Source organism: Massilia sp. Masssp94, assembly GCF_059491305.1.
Genome location: NZ_CP168501.1, coordinates 6,058,268 through 6,075,625, shown reverse-complemented (window position 1 = coordinate 6,075,625; position 17,358 = coordinate 6,058,268). Strand labels below are relative to the sequence as shown.

11 protein-coding genes are annotated in these 17,358 nt (G+C 67.3%); 3 read left to right on the top strand and 8 right to left on the bottom strand.

Annotated elements, in window-relative coordinates; all coding sequences use genetic code 11:
• Positions 1 to 7: 7 nt before the first annotated feature.
• Genes ACEN9G_RS26745 through ACEN9G_RS26735 form a run of 3 tightly spaced genes read right to left on the bottom strand, consistent with a single transcriptional unit; the run spans position 8 to position 2,343 of the window.
• Complete coding sequence (locus ACEN9G_RS26745; protein WP_413338957.1) at positions 8 to 772, bottom strand: hypothetical protein; 765 nt, start codon at positions 770 to 772, stop codon at positions 8 to 10.
• 39 nt (positions 773 to 811) lie between these two features.
• Entirely contained in the window at positions 812 to 1,597 is a 786-nt protein-coding gene (locus tag ACEN9G_RS26740; RefSeq protein ID WP_413338955.1) for a DUF2491 family protein, read from the bottom strand.
• A 5-nt stretch (positions 1,598 to 1,602) separates the two neighbouring features.
• A complete protein-coding gene (locus ACEN9G_RS26735; RefSeq protein WP_413338953.1) occupies positions 1,603 to 2,343 on the bottom strand; it encodes a hypothetical protein in 741 nt (246 codons plus the stop codon).
• Between the two features lie 76 nt (positions 2,344 to 2,419).
• Between ACEN9G_RS26735 and ACEN9G_RS26730 the strand changes: the two genes are divergently transcribed.
• A complete protein-coding gene (locus tag ACEN9G_RS26730; RefSeq protein ID WP_413338951.1) occupies positions 2,420 to 2,911 on the top strand; it encodes a phage regulatory CII family protein in 492 nt (163 codons plus the stop codon).
• Here ACEN9G_RS26730 and ACEN9G_RS26725 read toward each other — a convergent pair whose 3' ends face one another.
• The 4 genes from ACEN9G_RS26725 to ACEN9G_RS26710 all read right to left on the bottom strand — a co-directional run bounded on the left by ACEN9G_RS26725 (position 2,912) and on the right by ACEN9G_RS26710 (position 11,621).
• Entirely contained in the window at positions 2,912 to 3,346 is a 435-nt protein-coding gene (locus ACEN9G_RS26725; protein ID WP_413338949.1) for a hypothetical protein, read from the bottom strand.
• Positions 3,347 to 3,442: 96 nt separating this feature from the next.
• Positions 3,443 to 4,465: a glycoside hydrolase family 43 protein gene (locus tag ACEN9G_RS26720; protein ID WP_413338947.1), complete on the bottom strand. Its 1,023-nt coding sequence runs from the start codon at positions 4,463 to 4,465 to the stop codon at positions 3,443 to 3,445.
• Positions 4,466 to 4,625: 160 nt separating this feature from the next.
• Positions 4,626 to 7,907: a DUF8487 domain-containing protein gene (locus tag ACEN9G_RS26715; RefSeq protein ID WP_483127244.1), complete on the bottom strand. Its 3,282-nt coding sequence runs from the start codon at positions 7,905 to 7,907 to the stop codon at positions 4,626 to 4,628.
• A gap of 3 nt (positions 7,908 to 7,910) precedes the next feature.
• The gene (locus tag ACEN9G_RS26710) at positions 7,911 to 11,621 is read right to left on the bottom strand and encodes a TonB-dependent receptor (RefSeq protein WP_413338944.1); all 3,711 of its coding nucleotides are present in this window, start codon (positions 11,619 to 11,621) and stop codon (positions 7,911 to 7,913) included.
• 317 nt (positions 11,622 to 11,938) lie between these two features.
• On the opposite strand from ACEN9G_RS26710, the gene ACEN9G_RS26705 reads away from it, so the two are divergent.
• Complete coding sequence (locus ACEN9G_RS26705; RefSeq protein ID WP_483127243.1) at positions 11,939 to 13,210, top strand: tetratricopeptide repeat protein; 1,272 nt, start codon at positions 11,939 to 11,941, stop codon at positions 13,208 to 13,210.
• An 82-nt stretch (positions 13,211 to 13,292) separates the two neighbouring features.
• Here the strand turns inward: ACEN9G_RS26705 and ACEN9G_RS26700 are convergent, their stop codons facing one another.
• Positions 13,293 to 16,232, bottom strand: a complete 2,940-nt coding sequence (locus tag ACEN9G_RS26700) for a glycoside hydrolase family 2 protein (RefSeq protein WP_413343745.1) — start codon at positions 16,230 to 16,232, stop codon at positions 13,293 to 13,295.
• Positions 16,233 to 16,420: 188 nt separating this feature from the next.
• Here ACEN9G_RS26700 and ACEN9G_RS26695 point away from each other — a divergent pair, with 188 nt between their 5' ends.
• A complete protein-coding gene (locus ACEN9G_RS26695; RefSeq protein ID WP_413343743.1) occupies positions 16,421 to 17,230 on the top strand; it encodes an NAD-dependent epimerase/dehydratase family protein in 810 nt (269 codons plus the stop codon).
• Positions 17,231 to 17,358 lie beyond the last annotated feature (128 nt).

Genomic DNA, 17,358 nt, shown 5'->3' with positions numbered 1-17,358 from the left:
CGCATCCTCAAGCGGCCGTCTTGCCCGACAGGCGCTTGAGGCGTTCCAGCGCGCTCTCGCCGGCCGTTTCCGGCTGGCTGACCGACTTGCGGATCGCATCCAGTTCCGCCTGCTGGTCCAGCGGCTTCTGGCCGATGTCGGCGACGATACGCAGGCCCGACGCCTCGTTCGTCACAGCCTGGGCGCGGCGGGTCAGCGCGGACAGCGCCGTCGAGTTGCCGCGCATGCTCGTGAGGCCGTTCAGCTGTTCCTGGCGCTCGAGGCGCAGCTCCTGCAGCTCCTTCTGCGCCTTGGCGGAAGCCAGTGCCTGCATCGCCTTCCTGGCCTGGGCGTCGAATTCGGCCAACTGCTTCGACAGCGCATCGACGATCTTCTGCAGCTCGTCCATGTAGGCCTTCGCGTCCGCCTCTTCCTGGATTTCCTGCGGCAGGCGGGCCTTGTTCGCTTCCAGCTCGTCGCAGAACATCGTCACGGTCGCTTCCGAGATCGTGCCGGCGGCCAGGCGCTCGGCCAGCTTCTCGGCGGCGCGTTCGTCGTTGGCGATCAGGTTTTGCAGGTTCGCCACGTCGCCATGCTCCTTGTCGAACGACGCGCGCGACGTGGCCAGCAACTGCGCCGTTTCGCGCAAGGTGGCGACCAGGCGGTCGCGGTCGGCCTCGGTCGCGGTTTCGGGGTCGAAGTTGGCGATGGCCTCGGCGATGCGGTTGCCCAGTGCGCCGAAATGCTTCGTGACCAGTCGTGCGGTCAGGCCCCATCCACTAGCGTTGCTCATTGTTGTTCCTTTCTGCGGTGAAGAAAACGGTTACTACGGTTATTGGATGACGATGCGTTCCTGCTCCATCGGGATGCCGATGACGAAGTCCACGTGGATCCCGCGCTTGCCCGCATCGCCATCGACGCTTTCCACGATCTCCGTCGTGATCAATAAATATTCGCGGCCGCCGTCCGCCAGCTGGCGCACGTACGGCATGAAATACATTTCCTGGCGCAGGCCGTGCTGCCCTTGTGCATCGTCGATGCGCGTCTCGCGGCCCTTGAACGGGCTGACGAACTGCGCCTCGCGCCCGCCGGCATCGCGGGTGTAGTCGAGACGGTCCGACTCGCCGAACACGGTCGCCAGTTCTTGCGCCCCCAGCATGTCGGCCAGCTGTTCGCGCCACAGCGTGTAGCCGGCGTCGCCCAGGCCGTAGCCGGCCACGCCCGTGTACGCGTCCTGGTCGTCGGCCGTCTCCGGGATGATGCGCGCCAGCTGGGTGCAGTACAGGACTTCGGCCACCTTGCCGTCGTCGCCGCAGAACACCTGCAGGAATTTCTCGTCCGCGGCGTCGTCGCCCTTGTCGAGGTACAGGCGGTACAACTCCGTGTCGGGTTGCAGGCGGATCTGCGACACGGCGAGAATGCGCGTGTCCGCGGCGGCCGGCATCGCGATCAGCGAGCCGTTCGCCTGCGCCCGGATGATCGGCGACATCTGGACCTGCACGACGCTGCCGATGCGCGCGCCCAGCGGCACGTCGTCGTCGGCACGCGTCTCGCCCTTGGTCACACCCTTGTTGGCGGCCACCGCACGCACGTAGCTGAAGACATCCTTCCAGGCCATTCTCGTCAATTCCTTTCGAACGAATAATTCGGTTTCTTGGCTTCCCGGCCGCGGCGCAGGCGGCGCCACGCGAAGTACAACCCCCAGCCGATCAGCGCCAGCACGCACAGGGTCAGGAACACGCCGAGGAACGACGTGCCGCCGCCGGAAGGCGCGGGCGCGGTTCCACCCGCATAGCCGTTATTGTTCGCATGCGCGCCGCGCGACGCGTTCGCAATCATGGCACCCGCGATCACGTGACCGAGGCCGCTGTCCTGGCGCACGATCACCGGCGGCTGCTGTTGCTGCACGGGCGGCGGCGCATACGTCGGCGCGCTCCGTCCCTGCTCGTACCCGGGCACCGGCCGGGTGTCCCGCGCCGCATCGGCCTGCGCCTGCCGGCGCGCATCCAGGGTGCGCAACGCGTTCGCTTCCGACGTGTTCCTGTCCAGCTTCCGCGACAGCGCGGAATCCGATTTCTGCGGCGTGGCGGCGCCGCGGCCGAACGAACCGAAGCCGCCCGGCGATTTATTCTGCTGCGGCGCGGCGTCGGGTGGCGCCGAACGCCGGCTGAACGACCCGAAGCTGGTCCCGCTCGACTTCGCCGACGAATACGACGGCTTCGAAGGCGACGACGAGCGCTGCGACGAAAAGCCGCTCTTGAAAGAGCTCGACGAGGACGGCCTGGCGTCGACGGTCCCGACATGCGCCAGCGGGAGCAGCAAGGCCAGCACGAGCGCGACGTTATAAGACTTCAACATGGTCATGGAAGCGATCGAAAGTTAGAATCAGCATAACGACCGCGATGGTCGCACGCACCGGTAAAATTAGCAAAGGAATACCATGACCCGCCGTTACCTCGACATGAACCAGCACGATGCCCTGTACACGGTGGCGCGCAAGTACCCCGGCGGCATCGATGCGCTGGCGCGCGAGCTCGACATGTCCGCCAATGTCTTGCGCAACAAGCTGTCGCCCACGATCGCATCGCACTATCCGTCGTTCGAGGAGGTGTCGCAGATCGTCGAGTGCTGCCACAAGGCCGGCGTGCAGGAAGCGCACCTGCCGCTGCACGCGCTGCTGGTGCGCCACGGAATGGCGGCGTTCGTCGTGCCGCAGCCGGAGCAGGCGCGCCAGGACGACTTGTCGCAGACGGTCTGCCGCGTGATGAGCGACGTGGGCGCCGTGGCCGAGGCGGTGTCGACCGCCCTGCTCGACGGCACCGTCACCCCGGCCGAGGCCGACCTGATCGAACGTAAGTTCCATGCCGCGCTGTCCGCCCTGGGCGCCTGGCGCGCACGCCTGCGCCAGGAGACCGAGGCGGGCATCCGCTGATCAGGAACGCAGCCGGCGTTCGGGCGCCGCCGCCTGTTCTGCGCGGGCCGCACTGCGCAGCGAGCGTAAAAACAGTCCAAGCCCGCCGAAGGCCAGCGCGAGGATGCAGATGAGTTCAAACGCCGACATCGTGCGCAGCGACATGTTCACGGACGCGATCACGCCGAACACGAGCGCCGCGAACGCGCAGACCGCCAGCAGCCAGCCCAGCGCGTTGCGGGCGTTGTAGAAGATCATCGCGATGCCGATCACGAGGGGAATGAGGACGATCCCGCCCGTGATGCCGTAGCCGCCCACGCCGAACAGGCGCGTGCCGAGGCCGAAGCTGGAACTCACCACCACGCTGTTGAGCAGCAGGTAGAAGCCCCCGCACATCAGGACCAGCCCCAGGAAGAACTGGCCCGTTCCTCCGCTCGTACCGCCCGCACCGTTCATTGTGTCCTCCGTCTTGTTTTTTGTTGCGACAGCGACAACAATACCAGACTTTCCGGTCACATTGCCAGTGTGCCGGGCGGTAAAGCAACGGTTAAATTACCGGGGCGCGTCGGGCACGGGTTCGCCGAAATCCGGCATCCCGTCCGCGCGCCAGCGGATGACCTGCGCGCGCGTGTGGCGGTTCGGGTCGTGCAGCGAATCGCCCTGGATCTCGCGGTAGTTGCGCGCGTGGTAGACCAGCACGTCGGTCTTGCCGTCCGGCGTCGTCGTGAACGCGTTGTGGCCCGGGCCCCACTGGCCGTTCTTCTCGCTGCTCCTGAAGACGGGCTCCGGCAGCTTGGTCCACGACTTCGGATCGAGCAGGTCGGCGTCCGCCGGCGCGCTGACCATGCCGAGGCAGTAATTCGCATCCGTCGCGCTGGCCGAGAACGTGACGAACACGCGGCCGTGGCTCACCAGCACGGCCGGGCCTTCGTCGACGGCGAACTTGACCTTCTCCCACGCGTACTCCGGCTTCGTCAGCAGCACGGCCGGCCCCTTGATCGACAGCGGCGTGTCCATCTTCGCCAGGTAGATGTTGGTGCCCTTGCTGCCGTCGGGCGCCGTCTGCGTCCACACGAGGTAGCGCTGGCCGCGGTGTTCGAACGTGGTGGCGTCCAGCGAGAACGATTCCCAGCCCGTCTTGACCTGGCCGCGTTCGACCCACTCGCCCGCGAACGGATCGGCGGACGCGTTTTCCAGCGCGTACAGGCGGATTTCCCACGGATGCTCCGCGCTGCCGGCCGTGAAATAGATATACCACTTGCCGCCGATGCGGTGCATCTCCGGCGCCCAGATGTGCGCGCCCATCGCGCCGGTCGCGTGCTTGCGCCACACCGTCTTCGCCGGGGCGGCACCCAGGTCGTCGAGGGAACGGGCGCGGCGGATCTCGATGCGGTCGTATTCCGGCACGGTCGCCGTGTAGTAATACCAGCCGTCCGGCTGCAGGCTCACCTGCGGGTCGGCGCGCTGCTGCACGAGCGGATTGTGGAATACGGGGTCGGCGGCGTGGGCCGGCGCGGATGCGGCGGCGGCACAAAGAACCAGCGCCGGCAGGGCGCGAAGGGCAAAGCGAAACATCGGACCTCCAGACAAGACGTAGGGTGGGCGCCCCGCGCCCACGCGGACGTTTGCTTTCGCGCGGGCACGGGTGCCCGCCCTACGGCTGGCGGCGATAATCGCATGATAATCGGGTACCCCTCACCCGACCAATAGAATTTTTCGCGCGACCGATACGTTTTCAGCGCGTACGCTTGCGGGGCCTGTCGTCCATCCCCGCCTCGTCGACGTCGGCCGACGTCGACCGCGAGCGCTTGTATTCCAGCTCGCCCGCTTCGTCCGGCAGCGCCGGGCCGGCATACAGCACCGCGACGTCGGCCAGCGCGCTCGCCCGGTCCGCACCGAACCCGGACAGGGACGTCAGCCGCAGCCAGCGCGCCGTGACGGTCCGCCCGAAGCGCACGGTCTGCGGATCGAACGTCGACGGGAGCGTCGGCCGGGCCACGTCGCGCCACGTCGTGCCGTCGTCGCTGGCCTGAATGGACCACTCGCGCACGTCGCCCTCGTGGTCGCGGTGATTCTGGCGCGGCATCAGCACGAGCCCGTCGAACGGCACGGCCTGCGCGAACGCGATCGTCAGCACCGGCTGCGGCCGCGGCGCATCGCCCTTCACCGCGACGAGACTGACCGTATTGGGGTCGCCGTCAACGGCGTTCGCCGCATCGGGCCACCCGCTTGCTGTCGCGCCGAGCTTTTTCATCACGCGCGTGTCGAACAGGCTGGCGCGCAGCGCGGCGGGATCGACGGCCGTTGCGGGCGCGAAGCGTGGGCCGGCCATGTAGTCCAGCAGCGAGCGGCGCAGCTGGCGCGCGGCCGGGCGCTCGTCCAGGCGGGTCTCGAGGTCGAACGTGGCCACCATCAGGCGGCCGCTGCCCACCTTCGCCTCGAACACGGCGCCGAGGCGGTAGTTGCGGTTCCAGTCGTCGATGGGCTGGACGATGGGCCGCAACCCGGCCGGCAGGCGTTCGAGATTGAACGCGCGGGCGCCGGCCACCAGGTCGCTCCACTGCCAATCCATGTGGTCGGCCGAAGGAAAGCCGGCCAGCGCGGGATGCGCGCGATCGATCCACAGGCCGAGCATGCGCGACCATCCGGGATTCATCAACCGGTTCCAGAACACGGGGACGTCCGCGAGCGGCGGCGACGTCCAGTCCAGGTCCGCCTTGCGCGGCAGGTACAGCACCCTGCCGCCCTGCGCCAGCCGTGCCTCGGCTTCCGGCCATGCATGCGTCACGAGCACACCGGCCGGGACGGCCGCGGCGACCTGCCCGGGATACAGCCAGAAGTTCCAGTCGTTGGCGATATCGGTTCCGTCCAGGCCCGCGACCAGCCGGTAGTGCGCGGGCGCTGGCAGCCGTGCGAGGTCCGCCGCGACGCGGCCCAGCGGGATGTTCTTGCCGATCGGGATGTCGAGTGCGGCGAACCGCCCTGCGGCGACCGCACGCCCGGCATCGTCCTCGATGCGCCACCACGGCCGCGCACCGGCCAGCGGCTGCGCGCCGTAGTGCGCGATCTCCACCGGGACGTCGAACGCGTCGCGCGTCGTGTACACGGTGCGCGTCAGGCGGGCCAGCGGCACCGTCGCGCCGTTGAAGCGGCGGAACGCGTCGGGCGTCGCATAACCTTTCGACTCCCAGAACGTATCGAGGATGCCGACAAGCGCCGTGCCCTGGCCCAGATAGTCGTGCAGGTCCAGCAGCTGGTAGCCACTGAGGCCGCGCGTGCGCAGCGCCGCCTCGATCTCTTCCTTGTAGCACGCCAGCTGCCAGCGGCCGGAGGCCAGCGCGAACTCGCGGTTGCGGTCCAATACGCCGTGACTGCGGGCGGATGCGCGGAAGATCTCGTAGTTCCCCGGCTGCAGATAGCCCGTGAACTTGTCGATGATGGAGAAATCCGGATAGGCGACCCATTGGCCCACCTCGTGCGACACGACCGGCACGCGGATGCCGTCCAGCGACGCCGCGTAGTCGCGCCCGAACCAGCCCGTCTTGTTGCGCAGCGGTTTCGGGCCGATGCGCTGCACCGCGAGGTAGTCGACATCCTCGTCGAGACCCGGCACGACCGGCTCCGTGTGGCCCGTGCCGTTCGTGTACAGGCGGCGCGGATCTTCGGCGCGGAAGCGTGCAACCCACTTCGCGAACACGTCTTTCCAGTGCCCCGACGGTTCGTTGCTGGGACTGAGGAGCAGGAACGACGGGTGGTTCCCGTAGGCGCGGATCAGGCGCTCGGTCTCGTCGTACAGCGCCTGTTCGATGGGCGAACCGGGCTCGAACCGGTTCCACATGCCCGGCTCCGGCTGCAGGTAGATGCCCACCTCGTCCGCCGCCTGGAAGGCCGCTTCCGGCGGCGTGAACGAGTGGAAGCGCACGTGGTTGATGCCCCACGCCTTGTTGATCGCAAAGATCTTCTTCCAGTACGCGACGTCCGTCGGCGGATAGCCGGTGAGCGGGAAATCGCCGCCGTGGTGCGTCCCGCGCAGGAACACCGGGCGGCCGTTGACGAGGATGTCCGTGCCGCGCGCCGCCACCTGCACGAAGCCGAACGACACGTCGCGCGCGTCGTCGGCGCTTGGTCCCGCGAGGCGCAGCTTCAGCGATTGCAGAACCGGGTGGAACTCGTCCCACGCCGGTGCGTCCTTCGGATATTGCACGCGGAATTCGGCATGGCCGCCGTCCGCCGTCCAGCGCACGGGAATGCGCTGGCCATTCGCCGTGACGGTTCCCGCCCCGGCCTGGCCGCCGCCATTACCGACCTCAAGCTTCACGAGCACGCTGCGGCTGGCCACATCCGGAAACACCTGCGCATCCGCGATGTAGACGGGGGACGTCGCACGCAATTCGGCCTTGCCGACGATGCCGTTCCAGCTCATGCCGAGCGAATCGGAGATGCTGTGCGAGTCCGGCCGGTAGGCCATCAGCACGCGCGAATCCACGCGCACCGTGATGCGGTGCCGGCCCGGCGCGAGGGGGCCGATGGCGTAGTCGTGCGGCGCGACGAGGGAGACGTCGGTACCCAGCGCGCGGTCGTCGATCCACGCGCCGGAACCCCAGCGGGGCCGTTCCAGGTGCAGCACGACGCGCTTGCCGCGCCAGGCGGCCGGCACCTCGACGTCGCGCTGGTACCATGCCGCGCCCAGGTAGTGGCGCGGGGGCTGGCTCAGGAACGGCACCTTCACCTGGCCCGGCTGCGTGAATGCCGCGTAGTCCGCGCGCAGGTGCCAGTTCTTGTCGTACAGCGACAGCACCCACGGCGTCCGCACCGTGATCTCGTCGCCGTAGCCCTGTGCGTTCAGGATGCCGGGGATGCGGATGCGGTCCGCCAGCGTGCGGCTTTCCCAGTGGCCGGCCACGCCGGCGTCGTCGCGGTCGAGCGCGAAGCGCCAGTCGCCGGCGAGGTCGATGGTGTCCGCCGCGCCGGCCGAAGCGGCCCAGGCCAGCGCGGCGATACCCAGCAGGTTCCTCATGCGTCAGCCGCCGAAGCGGAAATTCGCACCAACCATGATGCGACGGCCCGCGTAGCTGTAGTCCAGGATGCTCGGCGTGCCGTTCGAGAACGGTACGTAGGACCCCTGGCTGTTGCTGGTCGCGGCGTTGTTCAGGTTGCGGCCTTCCACGAAGACGTCGATCTCCGGCGTGATGCGATACCCGATCTTCGCATCGACGTAGCGCGTGGCGTCCTTGAAGTTTGGCGAACCCGGGTTGTAGGCGGGCGGACGGGTATTGCCGCTCGCGTTCGGGTAATTGTTCAAGCCGTTGCCGGTCCAGCCTGCGATGTTGGCGAAGTAGCTGGCGACCCCCTGCACCGCCACGCGCGCCGACAGGCGGCCATCGTCGTACCAAAGCGCCCAGTTGTACTGGAACTTCGACTCGCGCAGCGGCGGCATGGCGGTGCCGGTCAGCAGGTCGACGATGTTCTGCGTGGACGTGACGGAACCCAGCTTCGTATAGTTGCCGTCGAAGCCCAGGTAGCGCAAGGGCCCCGGCAGGAACGTGAAGGCGGTCTTGGTGTTGAATTCCCAGCCGGTGCGCGTGGTCGGCACGCCATTCTGGTACGTCGAGAACGAGAACGGCAGCTCGGCGAGCGGCTGGCCCGTGGTCGGGTCGGTGATCGCCAGGCCCAGCGTACCAGTGGAACTCTGCACGATGGCCGGACCGATGATGCCCTGCTGTTTGAAGTACGACAGCGAGAACATCGTGTCCTTGCTTGGATAGTACTCCGCGCTCCAGTTCTGGTTCAGGTTCTTCTGGGCCTGCAGCGCCGGATTGCCCACTTTCGACGTGCAGGTCTGGGTACCGTCCTCGCTCAGGCGTTCGTCGTAGCGGCACAGCCCCTGGGGCAGCAGGTACGTCACCGGCGGGCGGGCGACCGTACGGGCGCGGTTGTAGCGCAGCACGAGCTGGTCCGGCACGACCCACAACGCGAGGTTATAGATCGGCAGGAAGTCGTGGGTCGTCGCGTCGATCGCGGTATTGGTCGTCACCGTCACGTCGTTGACGCCGCCCGGCGCGTTCGGGTTGGCCGGATCGAAGTCCGCGTTCCGCGTGATCGACTGGAACGACATCTGGCCCATGCCGTGCACCTTGGTGCGGATGTAGCGGTACCCCAGGTTCCCTTCCAGATCCCAGCCAAACGGCAGAGATCGGGTCGTGAACGGGATGTGGTCGACGTGGAAGTCGCCCATGACATAGAGTGCCTCCGACCGCTCGCTCATGCGCGCCATCGGCTGGTCGTAGGTCTTGCCGTCCGAGCCCACGCAGGTGTAGATGCAGTTCAGGTTCGCGTTCGGGACGCCTGAGAGCTGGAAGAGCTTCGGCACGTCGATGTTCGGCCAGTTGGTCAGGGCGCTGCCGAACTGCCCGTTGGCGCCGTTGAAGAACGCCGTCTGGGTGATGTTACCCGTGATGGACTTGCCGACGAAGTCCTGGAACTGCTGCGGCGTCACGTATACCGTGCCCGATCCCAGGCGGTTGTACCCGTTGCCCGGAACGTAGCCGTACTGGCACTTGTTGCCGCCCGCGCCCAGCGAACCGGTCGTGTCCTGGCAGCCGACCAGCGAACTGCGGACGATGGACGGCTGCACCCAGACGTTCGGGTCGCTGCTCGCCTGGTAACCATTACCGTAATTGCCGGGCAGCTTGTAGCGGGTGTCGCGGAAATTGAAGCCGGTCTTGAGGCGAGTGAAGAACGGCACCGACTCGGGCGTCGCCCACGTCAGATCCGCCTTGGCCGTGCGCTCTTCCGTCTCGCTCACCACCGGGTTGTAAGTCAATTGCGGCTGCGAATAGGTCAGCAGAGGCTGCTGGTTGGCCGTATATGCCGGGATGGCGTTGATGTTGTTGCCGCCGGGCTTGACCGCCGCCGACGCCGCCGGTTGTACCATCTGCACATAGTTGGCGGGATTGTAGAGATTGAAGTTCGAGCCCGATGGGAAGTCGTACGCCCACAGGCCGTTCGGCTGCACCGACAACTGCGCCGCGCCGTATTTGGTGCTGAACGTCGTGCGGAACTGCTCACTCGTGTACTTCGACTTCGCGTCGCCGACCAGCCACTCGGCCGCCAGGCCGCCACGCCGCCACTCGCCGCCGGTCTGGAAGTATTTGGTGATCGTCTTGCTCTTCTGGTAGATCTGGTCGACGCCCGCGCTACCGTCGCTGATACCGAAGCTCGTGACGTGGTGGCTCGCGTCCACGGTCACGGTCGACGGATCGATATTGGTGACGGCCCCCTGCACGGCCGGGTTGTTGGCGAGGTAGCTGACGTTGTTCGGGTACAGGTAGTAGCCATCCGCGCCCGGGGCGACCGCGCGCACGCCATTGGCGTCGACGAACGTCTTGGCCGTGTTGACGTTCATGCCGCCCAAGCTGAGGAACGAGGTGTTGTTCGTCGTGTCGCGCTTCGAATAGCTGCCCTTCAGGTAGACCGTCAGTTCGCGGTTGACCTTGAAATCGCCGCGCAAGTCGAGGTTCTGGCGCTTATCGACCTCGGTCTGCACCTTGTTGCGAATGAGCGAAGGGGTGTAGTCGTTCCACTGGTTCAGGCAGCTGATCAACTCGTTCTGGCGCTCGTTGACCGCGTTGTTGCGATTGGTGGAGCTCAGGTTCGCCAGCGACGCGTCGGCCGCGGACAGCCGCGGAAACGCCGCGTAGCATTCGGCCTTGGTCTTGGCCGCGGCCGACCTGGTCAGAATCTCGTACGGCGTGGCCGTCATGTAATTGCCGGTGCCGCTTGTGTACGGGTAGATGCCCACCGAGCCGGCCGCCGGCCCCGCCGGCGTGGTCGAGGCCGGATCGGCCATGTTCAACGTGGACGGGTTATAGGTGAACGTCTTTTCCGGCGAGTTGTCGAAGTCGATCGCACGCGCATAGCCCGTGTTCGCGCTCGTCGCGACCTGCATCTGGTGCTGCTCGTTGGCCGTCGTCGACTTCGACGCGTTCAGGATCACGCCCAGGCGGTCGTCCATGAACTTGCGCGACAGGATGACGTTGGTGTCCGGTTCCCACTTCTTGTTCAGATTATTGGTGGTGCCGGCCACGCGGACGGAGGCGAACGGCTCCTTGAAGTCGAGGCCCGTACGCGTCTTGATGATGATGCCGCCGCCGAGCGAACCTTCGACCATGTCGGCCGTCGAGCCCTTGACGACGTCCACGCTCTTGATCAGGTCCGCGGACAGCTGGCGGAACTCGTTGCCGCGGCCGCTGGAGCCGGGACCGGCCGTGTTCGCGGACTGCACGGCCATGCCGTCGATCTCCACGCGCGTGAGGTCGGGGCCGTTGCCGCGCACGGCGACGGTCACGCCCTCGCCAAAGTCGCCGCGGTCCAGCGCCACGCCGGCCATGCGCGAGATCGCCTCGCCGATGTTCCGGTCCGGCAGCGAGCCCACGTCTTCCGCGACGATGGAATCGATCGCGGTGGCCGCGTTCTTCTTGCGGGCGATCGACGATTGCTGCGATTTGCGGGTCGAGACGACCACGGTGGCGATCCCGCTCGCGATCTCCTGGTTGCCCTGCGGCGCGGCGGTTGCCGCCGTACCGGCGCCAGGCGCCTGCGCGTTGGTCGCGTCCTGCGGCGGCGTGGCGTCCTGCGCGAACGCAGCCTGGCCCGCCATCAGGGATGCGACCGCCAGCGAGACGGCGTAGGCGAGGCGCGTGGGGCGAATGACCTGTCGGATGTCGTGCATTTTTCTGTCTCCTAGGTGGACCGCTGTGCGGTCTGTTTTTGTGTGGGTCGGCTTGAAAACAGTGTAGGGTCGTGTGCAGCCGCCGTGATATATCAGCAGGAAATACTCATCGGCGTGAGCGAAGTGCGTGCGCAAACACCACACGAACCGATCAACGCGGCGATTGCGATTCCTTTTTGCTCCCGATTCGCGCGTTTGCCGCATCGCCGGTTATCGCAACTCTCCGTCCGCGTGCCGCCGCGGCCGAATCGATCAATCCCGTGAGCGATCCGGCCACACGCGCTGCGCTATCCTTGACCGCACAACGAGGAGACACGATGAAGCCAACCATCATTCCTGCCCTGCTCTCGGTCCTGCTGGCGTCTTCCGTGCAGGCGCAGACGGACACGGTGGTCGTGAACGGTCCCCGCGCGCGGGCCGGCGATCCCCATGCGATCAACGCGGCGAAGGACCGCATCCTGAACGGCCGGTCCGCATCGTCGTGCGCGTTCATGGACCCGTACAATCCCGCCTACGATCCGGTCACGACCGCGTACATGCGCGACTTCGGCCTGGACGACAGCATGTCGAACGACGTCCCGCGCGCCTCCGACCTGGCGCCGGACGGCGACGTGTCGAACCCGTCTTCCGCCACCGCGCGGGTCACGGGCTGCCGCGGCGCCGACTGGCGCTTCGCGGCGGGCCGCAACCGCATCGTCCGCAACGACAGGACGCTCGCGCTGGGCTACGAAGCCTTCGACAACAAGGACTACGCGCGTGCACTGGACATGTTCGGCACCGCGTGGACGAAGATCGGCTACGACGACGCGGCGCTGATGCTGGCGCGGATGCACCTGTACGGACTCGGGACGGCGAAGAATGGCGCGCAGGCCGTCGCATGGCTGGAAAAGGTGGACCACAAGCCGTACGACCCCGCCCGCTCCGACCTGCTGGCGCCCCGCATCGACGCCGCGTTCATGCTGGCACGGATGTACGACCGCGGCATCGGCGTGGCACGCGATACGGACAAGGCCCGCGCGTGGTACGAAAAGGCGGCCGGCTATGGCTACGCGCCGGCGCAATACCTGCTGGGGCTCGCGTACTACACGGCCGACGGCGTCCCGCGCGACCTGAAACTGGCGGGCGCGTATTTCGAGGCGGCGGCCCGCGCCGGCATCCCCGCCGCCCTGTTCGCGGCCGGGCGGATGCACGACCTGGGCGAAGGCGTGCCGGCGGATCCCGCGAAAGCCATCGTGTACTACAAGGAGGCGGCCCTGAAGGGCGACCCCGATGCCCGGTTCGCGCTCGGCACCTATTTCTACAGCGGCGAGGTCGTCGGCAAGAACCTCGCCACCGCGCGCCGCTGGTTCGCCGCCGCGGCGCGCCAGGGCCAGCCCGACGCCATGTTCAACCTGGGCGCGATGGCCGCGCACGGCGAAGGCGGCGCCAGGGATCCGGCCACGGCGTACGTCATGTTCGACCTGGCCCGCCAGGCCGGCCACGATGGCGCGGCGGCCGCGCTGCGGGCACTCGCGCCCACGCTGACGGCCGACGAACGCAAGCGCGCGGACGCCGTGCTGCACCCGCCGCACGGCCAGGCCGGCTCGTAGTCGGCCGGCAGCATCATGTCGGGAAAGCGGGCGCGCTGCGCGGGCGGTCCACGCGGAACGGGATGTCGAAGGCGCTCATCGCTCAGGGCCTTTCGTAGAATTCCGCCTCGACGATGGACAGCACTTCCGTCGACACGCCTTTCGTTCCCGTCGCCGTATTCGCCTGGTTGGCGACTTCCGTCAGCTTGATGCCCCCGCCCTCTTCCGCCCGGCCCGCCAGCTCGATGCGCACGGTGCGGCCCTGCACGGGTTGCAACGGCAGCGTGACGTAGCCGAGGCTCTTCGGCGTCTGGCCGCTCCATGCTTCCCGGCCATCGACATAGACCTTGAGCGGATAGCTGCGGTCGCGCCAGCCCGTCAATTTCAGCACGACTTGCGCCAGCCGCGCGGGCCGCGCGAGCGTATATGTGATCGCGGGCGTGGCGCCGGCCTGGCTCGTCCACGCGGTCGTCTCGTCGTCATCGTAGGACTTGCTCCCGTCCGGCGCATCGCTGGCGGTCACCGGCACGGCCACGCGCGACACCGTGAACGATGGCGTGGAGGGCGTCGGTCCGCGGTCCAGATGCACGGGCGGCGCGGGCGGCAAGGCTGCGAGGCCATCCTTCAGGGTCACCGGCTTCGACTCCAGCACCACTTCGGCCGGCGCAAGACCTTGCGCGCGGGCGCGGACGACGATGCGCCCCGCCTGCGGCGTCGTGCGCAGCAGCACCCGATTGACGCCGCCCTCCACCGGCAGCGAGCGCGCGAGGACGTAATTGTCCGGCCCCTGCGCGATGCCGCCGCGCCATTCGGCCGGGCCCTGCACGTCGAAGTCGACCATGTCCAGCGCGAGCGGATGGCGGCGGCTGGCGGCGTCGACGACTTCCACCTGGACGAGGGCCATGTCGGCGCCGTCGGCACGCAGGCCCTGCGGCGACACGATGGGCGTCAGTTTCAACGCGACGGGCGCGCCGGCGGTGGCCAATGTCGTTTCGCACACGGGCTTGCCGTGCGCGTCGTAGCCGACCGCTTTCAGTTCGCCCGCCGCCCACGCCACCTTGTCTTGCGCGACCCGGTCGAAAGTGAACAGGAAGCGCGCGCTCTGTACTGCCGGCCCGACCTCCTTCCCGTTCAGGAACAGTTTTACGTGGTCCGCACTGGAGACGACCGTGACCGGCTTGACGGTGCCCGCCGGGTAGTTCCAGTGCCCGACGATGTGGGCGCGCGGATGCTCCACGTCGACCCAGCCGTCCCACATGACCTGGTGCGCGTAGAACGCATCCTTCGCGATGCGCATGGCGTCCACTTCGCCGCTGCGGCGGTAGTTCTCGGCCCCGCGGTGGTGCGTGTTCGAATCGGAGAACACGATGTTCACGCCGCCGCTCGACACGCGCGTGCCGGTGCCGGGACGCTCGCGCCAATAGTCGTACCAGCGCTGCACGTCCTCGATGGCGAAGCTGTCCTGGTTGCGGTTGTAGACGCTCGCGTCCTGGCCCTTGTACAGCGGCCCGTCGCCGTCCCTGTGGTACGGCGGCGAGAGGTCATCCCAGTACTTGCGCAGCGCCTCGTCGCGCGCATACTCCATCGCCCACATCGGCATGCCCGCGCTCTTGTTTATGTACAGCATCTCGCCGCCGTATTCCGCGACGTGCTGCAACTCCCGGCTCAGCATCTCGCGGCTGCCGGCCGCGCGGCCGCCGTACGGGTCGAATTCGTCGCGCAGCGCTTTCATCGCGCGCATGTGGTCCGCACTGACGCCCTTGTTGCCGCTTTCGTAGAACACGATGCTCGGGTTGTTGCGGTTGTAGACGATGGCGTCGCGCATGACGTCGAGGCGCTGCTCCCAGCGGCGGTCCTTCACATCCGCTTCCGAGTCGCCGGCCGGCATCGCCTCCATCATCCCGAGGCGGTCGAGCGATTCCACGTCCTGCTTCCACGGCGTCACGTGCATCCAGCGGATCAGGTTCGCATTGCTGGCCAGCGCCAGGCCATTGCTGTAATCGGACAGCCACGCGGGCACGGCGCTGCCCACCGCCGGCCATTCGTTCGTCGTGCGCTGCGCATAGCCGTGGACCTGGATCACGCGGTCGTTCAATTCGATCATCCCATTGCGGAACGCGGTCTTGCGAAAGCCCGTGCGGGTCGTGACCGCGTCGAGCGGCTCGCCGTCGACCTCCAGGGTCGTCACCACGTCGTACAGGTAGCCGTAGCCCCAGCTCCAGAAATTCAGGCCCGCGACGGGCGCGCCGGCTTTCAGCGTGACGGTGGCGCCGGGCGCGATCGTCTGCGCGGGCGCATCGAAGCGCGCGACGCGCTTGCCGTCCTTATCGCGCAGCTCGACCTCGTACGCGACCCTGTGCGCCCGCGCGGAATCGTTGCGCACCTGCGATTCGGCCGTGATGGTGGCCTTGCGGTGCGGGATGTCGAAGTCGCGCGCATACACGTACACGCCCGTCGTGCCGAGGCTCCCGTACAGGGGCAAGGTCTGGTACACGGGTTCCGTCACGTGCAGGCGCACGTTCTTCGGCAGGCCGCCGTAGTTCGCGAAGAAGTTCTTGTCGTTCCACTGGAAGCGCTGGCCCGTCGCCTGTTCGCGGTAGTCCCAGCGGTTGTCGGTGCGGACGGCCACGACGTTGTCGCCGTCGACGAGCGCCGCCGCGATCTCCACGCCGAACGCGCTGATGCCGTTCTCGTGCAGCGCCACGCGCCTGCCGTTGACGAACACTTCCGCCGCCTGGCGCGCGCCTTCGAATTCGAGGAACACCTTCTGGCCGGGCTTCAGGCCGGGCACCCGGAAATGCTTGCGATACCAGGCGATGCCCGTCGACAGGTCGGCGATGTCCTTGCGGAAGGCGTCGTCCTCGTTCCACGCGTGCGGCAGGCTGACCGCCTTCCAGCCGCTGTCGTCGAAGGCGGGACGCGCGGCGTTTGCCGGGTCCCCGACCGTCAGCTTCCAGCCGGGATTGAAATCGTACAGGGCGCGCGCGGCATGCGCGGGGACGGCCGCGGCGAGCGCCAGCAGCAAGGCAAGACGTAGGTTCATGAAGGTCGGATCGGGGTGGACGTCGCTAAAATACTAGCAGTCCGGTATTCGACTTTTTCGTGCCCTGGCCAATTACTCAACACGATGAGCGTTGGTCCGGACTGGCCAACGGGCCGGGAACGCTGTTAGCATTGCGGCACGCGGGCTCGCCCCGTGCCGCTTTTCCCTTCCCGTATCAACGACTACAAATGACGAAACCATTCAAACGCATTTTGTTCACCGGCGCCGCCGGTAACCTGGGCCGCCGCCTGCGCGAGCGCCTGCACGAATTCGCCGACATCGTGCGCCTGTCCGACGTGGCCGACTTCGGCCCCGCCGCGCCGCACGAGGAAATCGTCCTGTGCGACCTGGGCGACCGCGACGCCGTCATGCGCATGTGCGAGGGCGTCGACGCCATCCTGCACTTCGGCGGCATCTCCACCGAAGAGGAATGGGCGCCGATCATGCAGGCCAACATCCTCGGCATGGTCAACCTGTACGAAGCCGTACACAAGCTGGGCATCCGCCGCGTCGTCTTCGCCAGCACGAACCACACGATGGGTATGTACAGGACGACGGACCTCGTCGACGCCACCATGCCCCCGCGCGCGGACGGCTATTACGGCGTATCGAAAGTGTTCGGCGAGACGCTGTCGCGCTATTACTGGGACCGTTTCGGCGTGGAGACCGTGTGCGTCCGCATCGGCTACTGCTGGCCGGAGGCGACGAATTACCGCCAGATGGTCACCTGGCTGTCGCTCGACGACCTGATGCAGCTGCTGCACCGCTCGCTGACGACGCCGCGCGTGGGCCACACGATCACGTTCGGCATCTCGAACAACGAGGGCCGCTGGTGGGACGACCGTCACGCTTCCTTCCTGCGCTACAAGCCGAAGGACAGCTCGCAGCAGTTCGCGGACAAGCTCCCGGCCGAGGTCCAGTATCCGCCGGCGGACGACATCACGACCTTCTACCAGGGCGGCGTGTTCCTGCACAACGGGCCGAAATACCGGCCCTGAGCACAGCTTGGCGTACCAAATGTCGTCTGACGTCCGACCACACTGACGTGCGGGTTTTTTTTGCAAACTTGTCAGACAAGTGAGTCCGCACGGCTATAATCGTAGCCTGGACCCACTGTGTACAACGC

Bases quoted from the DNA above. Each gene is read 5' to 3' on its own strand.
- ACEN9G_RS26735 (WP_413338953.1), bottom strand. From the start codon at position 2,343: ATGACCATGTTGAAGTCTTATAACGTCGCGCTCGTGCTGGCCTTGCTG.
- ACEN9G_RS26695 (WP_413343743.1), top strand. From the start codon at position 16,421: ATGACGAAACCATTCAAACGCATTTTGTTCACCGGCGCCGCCGGTAAC.
- ACEN9G_RS26745 (WP_413338957.1), bottom strand. From the start codon at position 772: ATGAGCAACGCTAGTGGATGGGGCCTGACCGCACGACTGGTCACGAAG.
- ACEN9G_RS26700 (WP_413343745.1), bottom strand. From the start codon at position 16,232: ATGAACCTACGTCTTGCCTTGCTGCTGGCGCTCGCCGCGGCCGTCCCC.
- ACEN9G_RS26715 (WP_483127244.1), bottom strand. From the start codon at position 7,907: ATGAGGAACCTGCTGGGTATCGCCGCGCTGGCCTGGGCCGCTTCGGCC.
- ACEN9G_RS26725 (WP_413338949.1), bottom strand. From the start codon at position 3,346: ATGAACGGTGCGGGCGGTACGAGCGGAGGAACGGGCCAGTTCTTCCTG.
- ACEN9G_RS26730 (WP_413338951.1), top strand. From the start codon at position 2,420: ATGACCCGCCGTTACCTCGACATGAACCAGCACGATGCCCTGTACACG.
- ACEN9G_RS26705 (WP_483127243.1), top strand. From the start codon at position 11,939: ATGAAGCCAACCATCATTCCTGCCCTGCTCTCGGTCCTGCTGGCGTCT.
- ACEN9G_RS26720 (WP_413338947.1), bottom strand. From the start codon at position 4,465: ATGTTTCGCTTTGCCCTTCGCGCCCTGCCGGCGCTGGTTCTTTGTGCC.
- ACEN9G_RS26740 (WP_413338955.1), bottom strand. From the start codon at position 1,597: ATGGCCTGGAAGGATGTCTTCAGCTACGTGCGTGCGGTGGCCGCCAAC.
- ACEN9G_RS26710 (WP_413338944.1), bottom strand. From the start codon at position 11,621: ATGCACGACATCCGACAGGTCATTCGCCCCACGCGCCTCGCCTACGCC.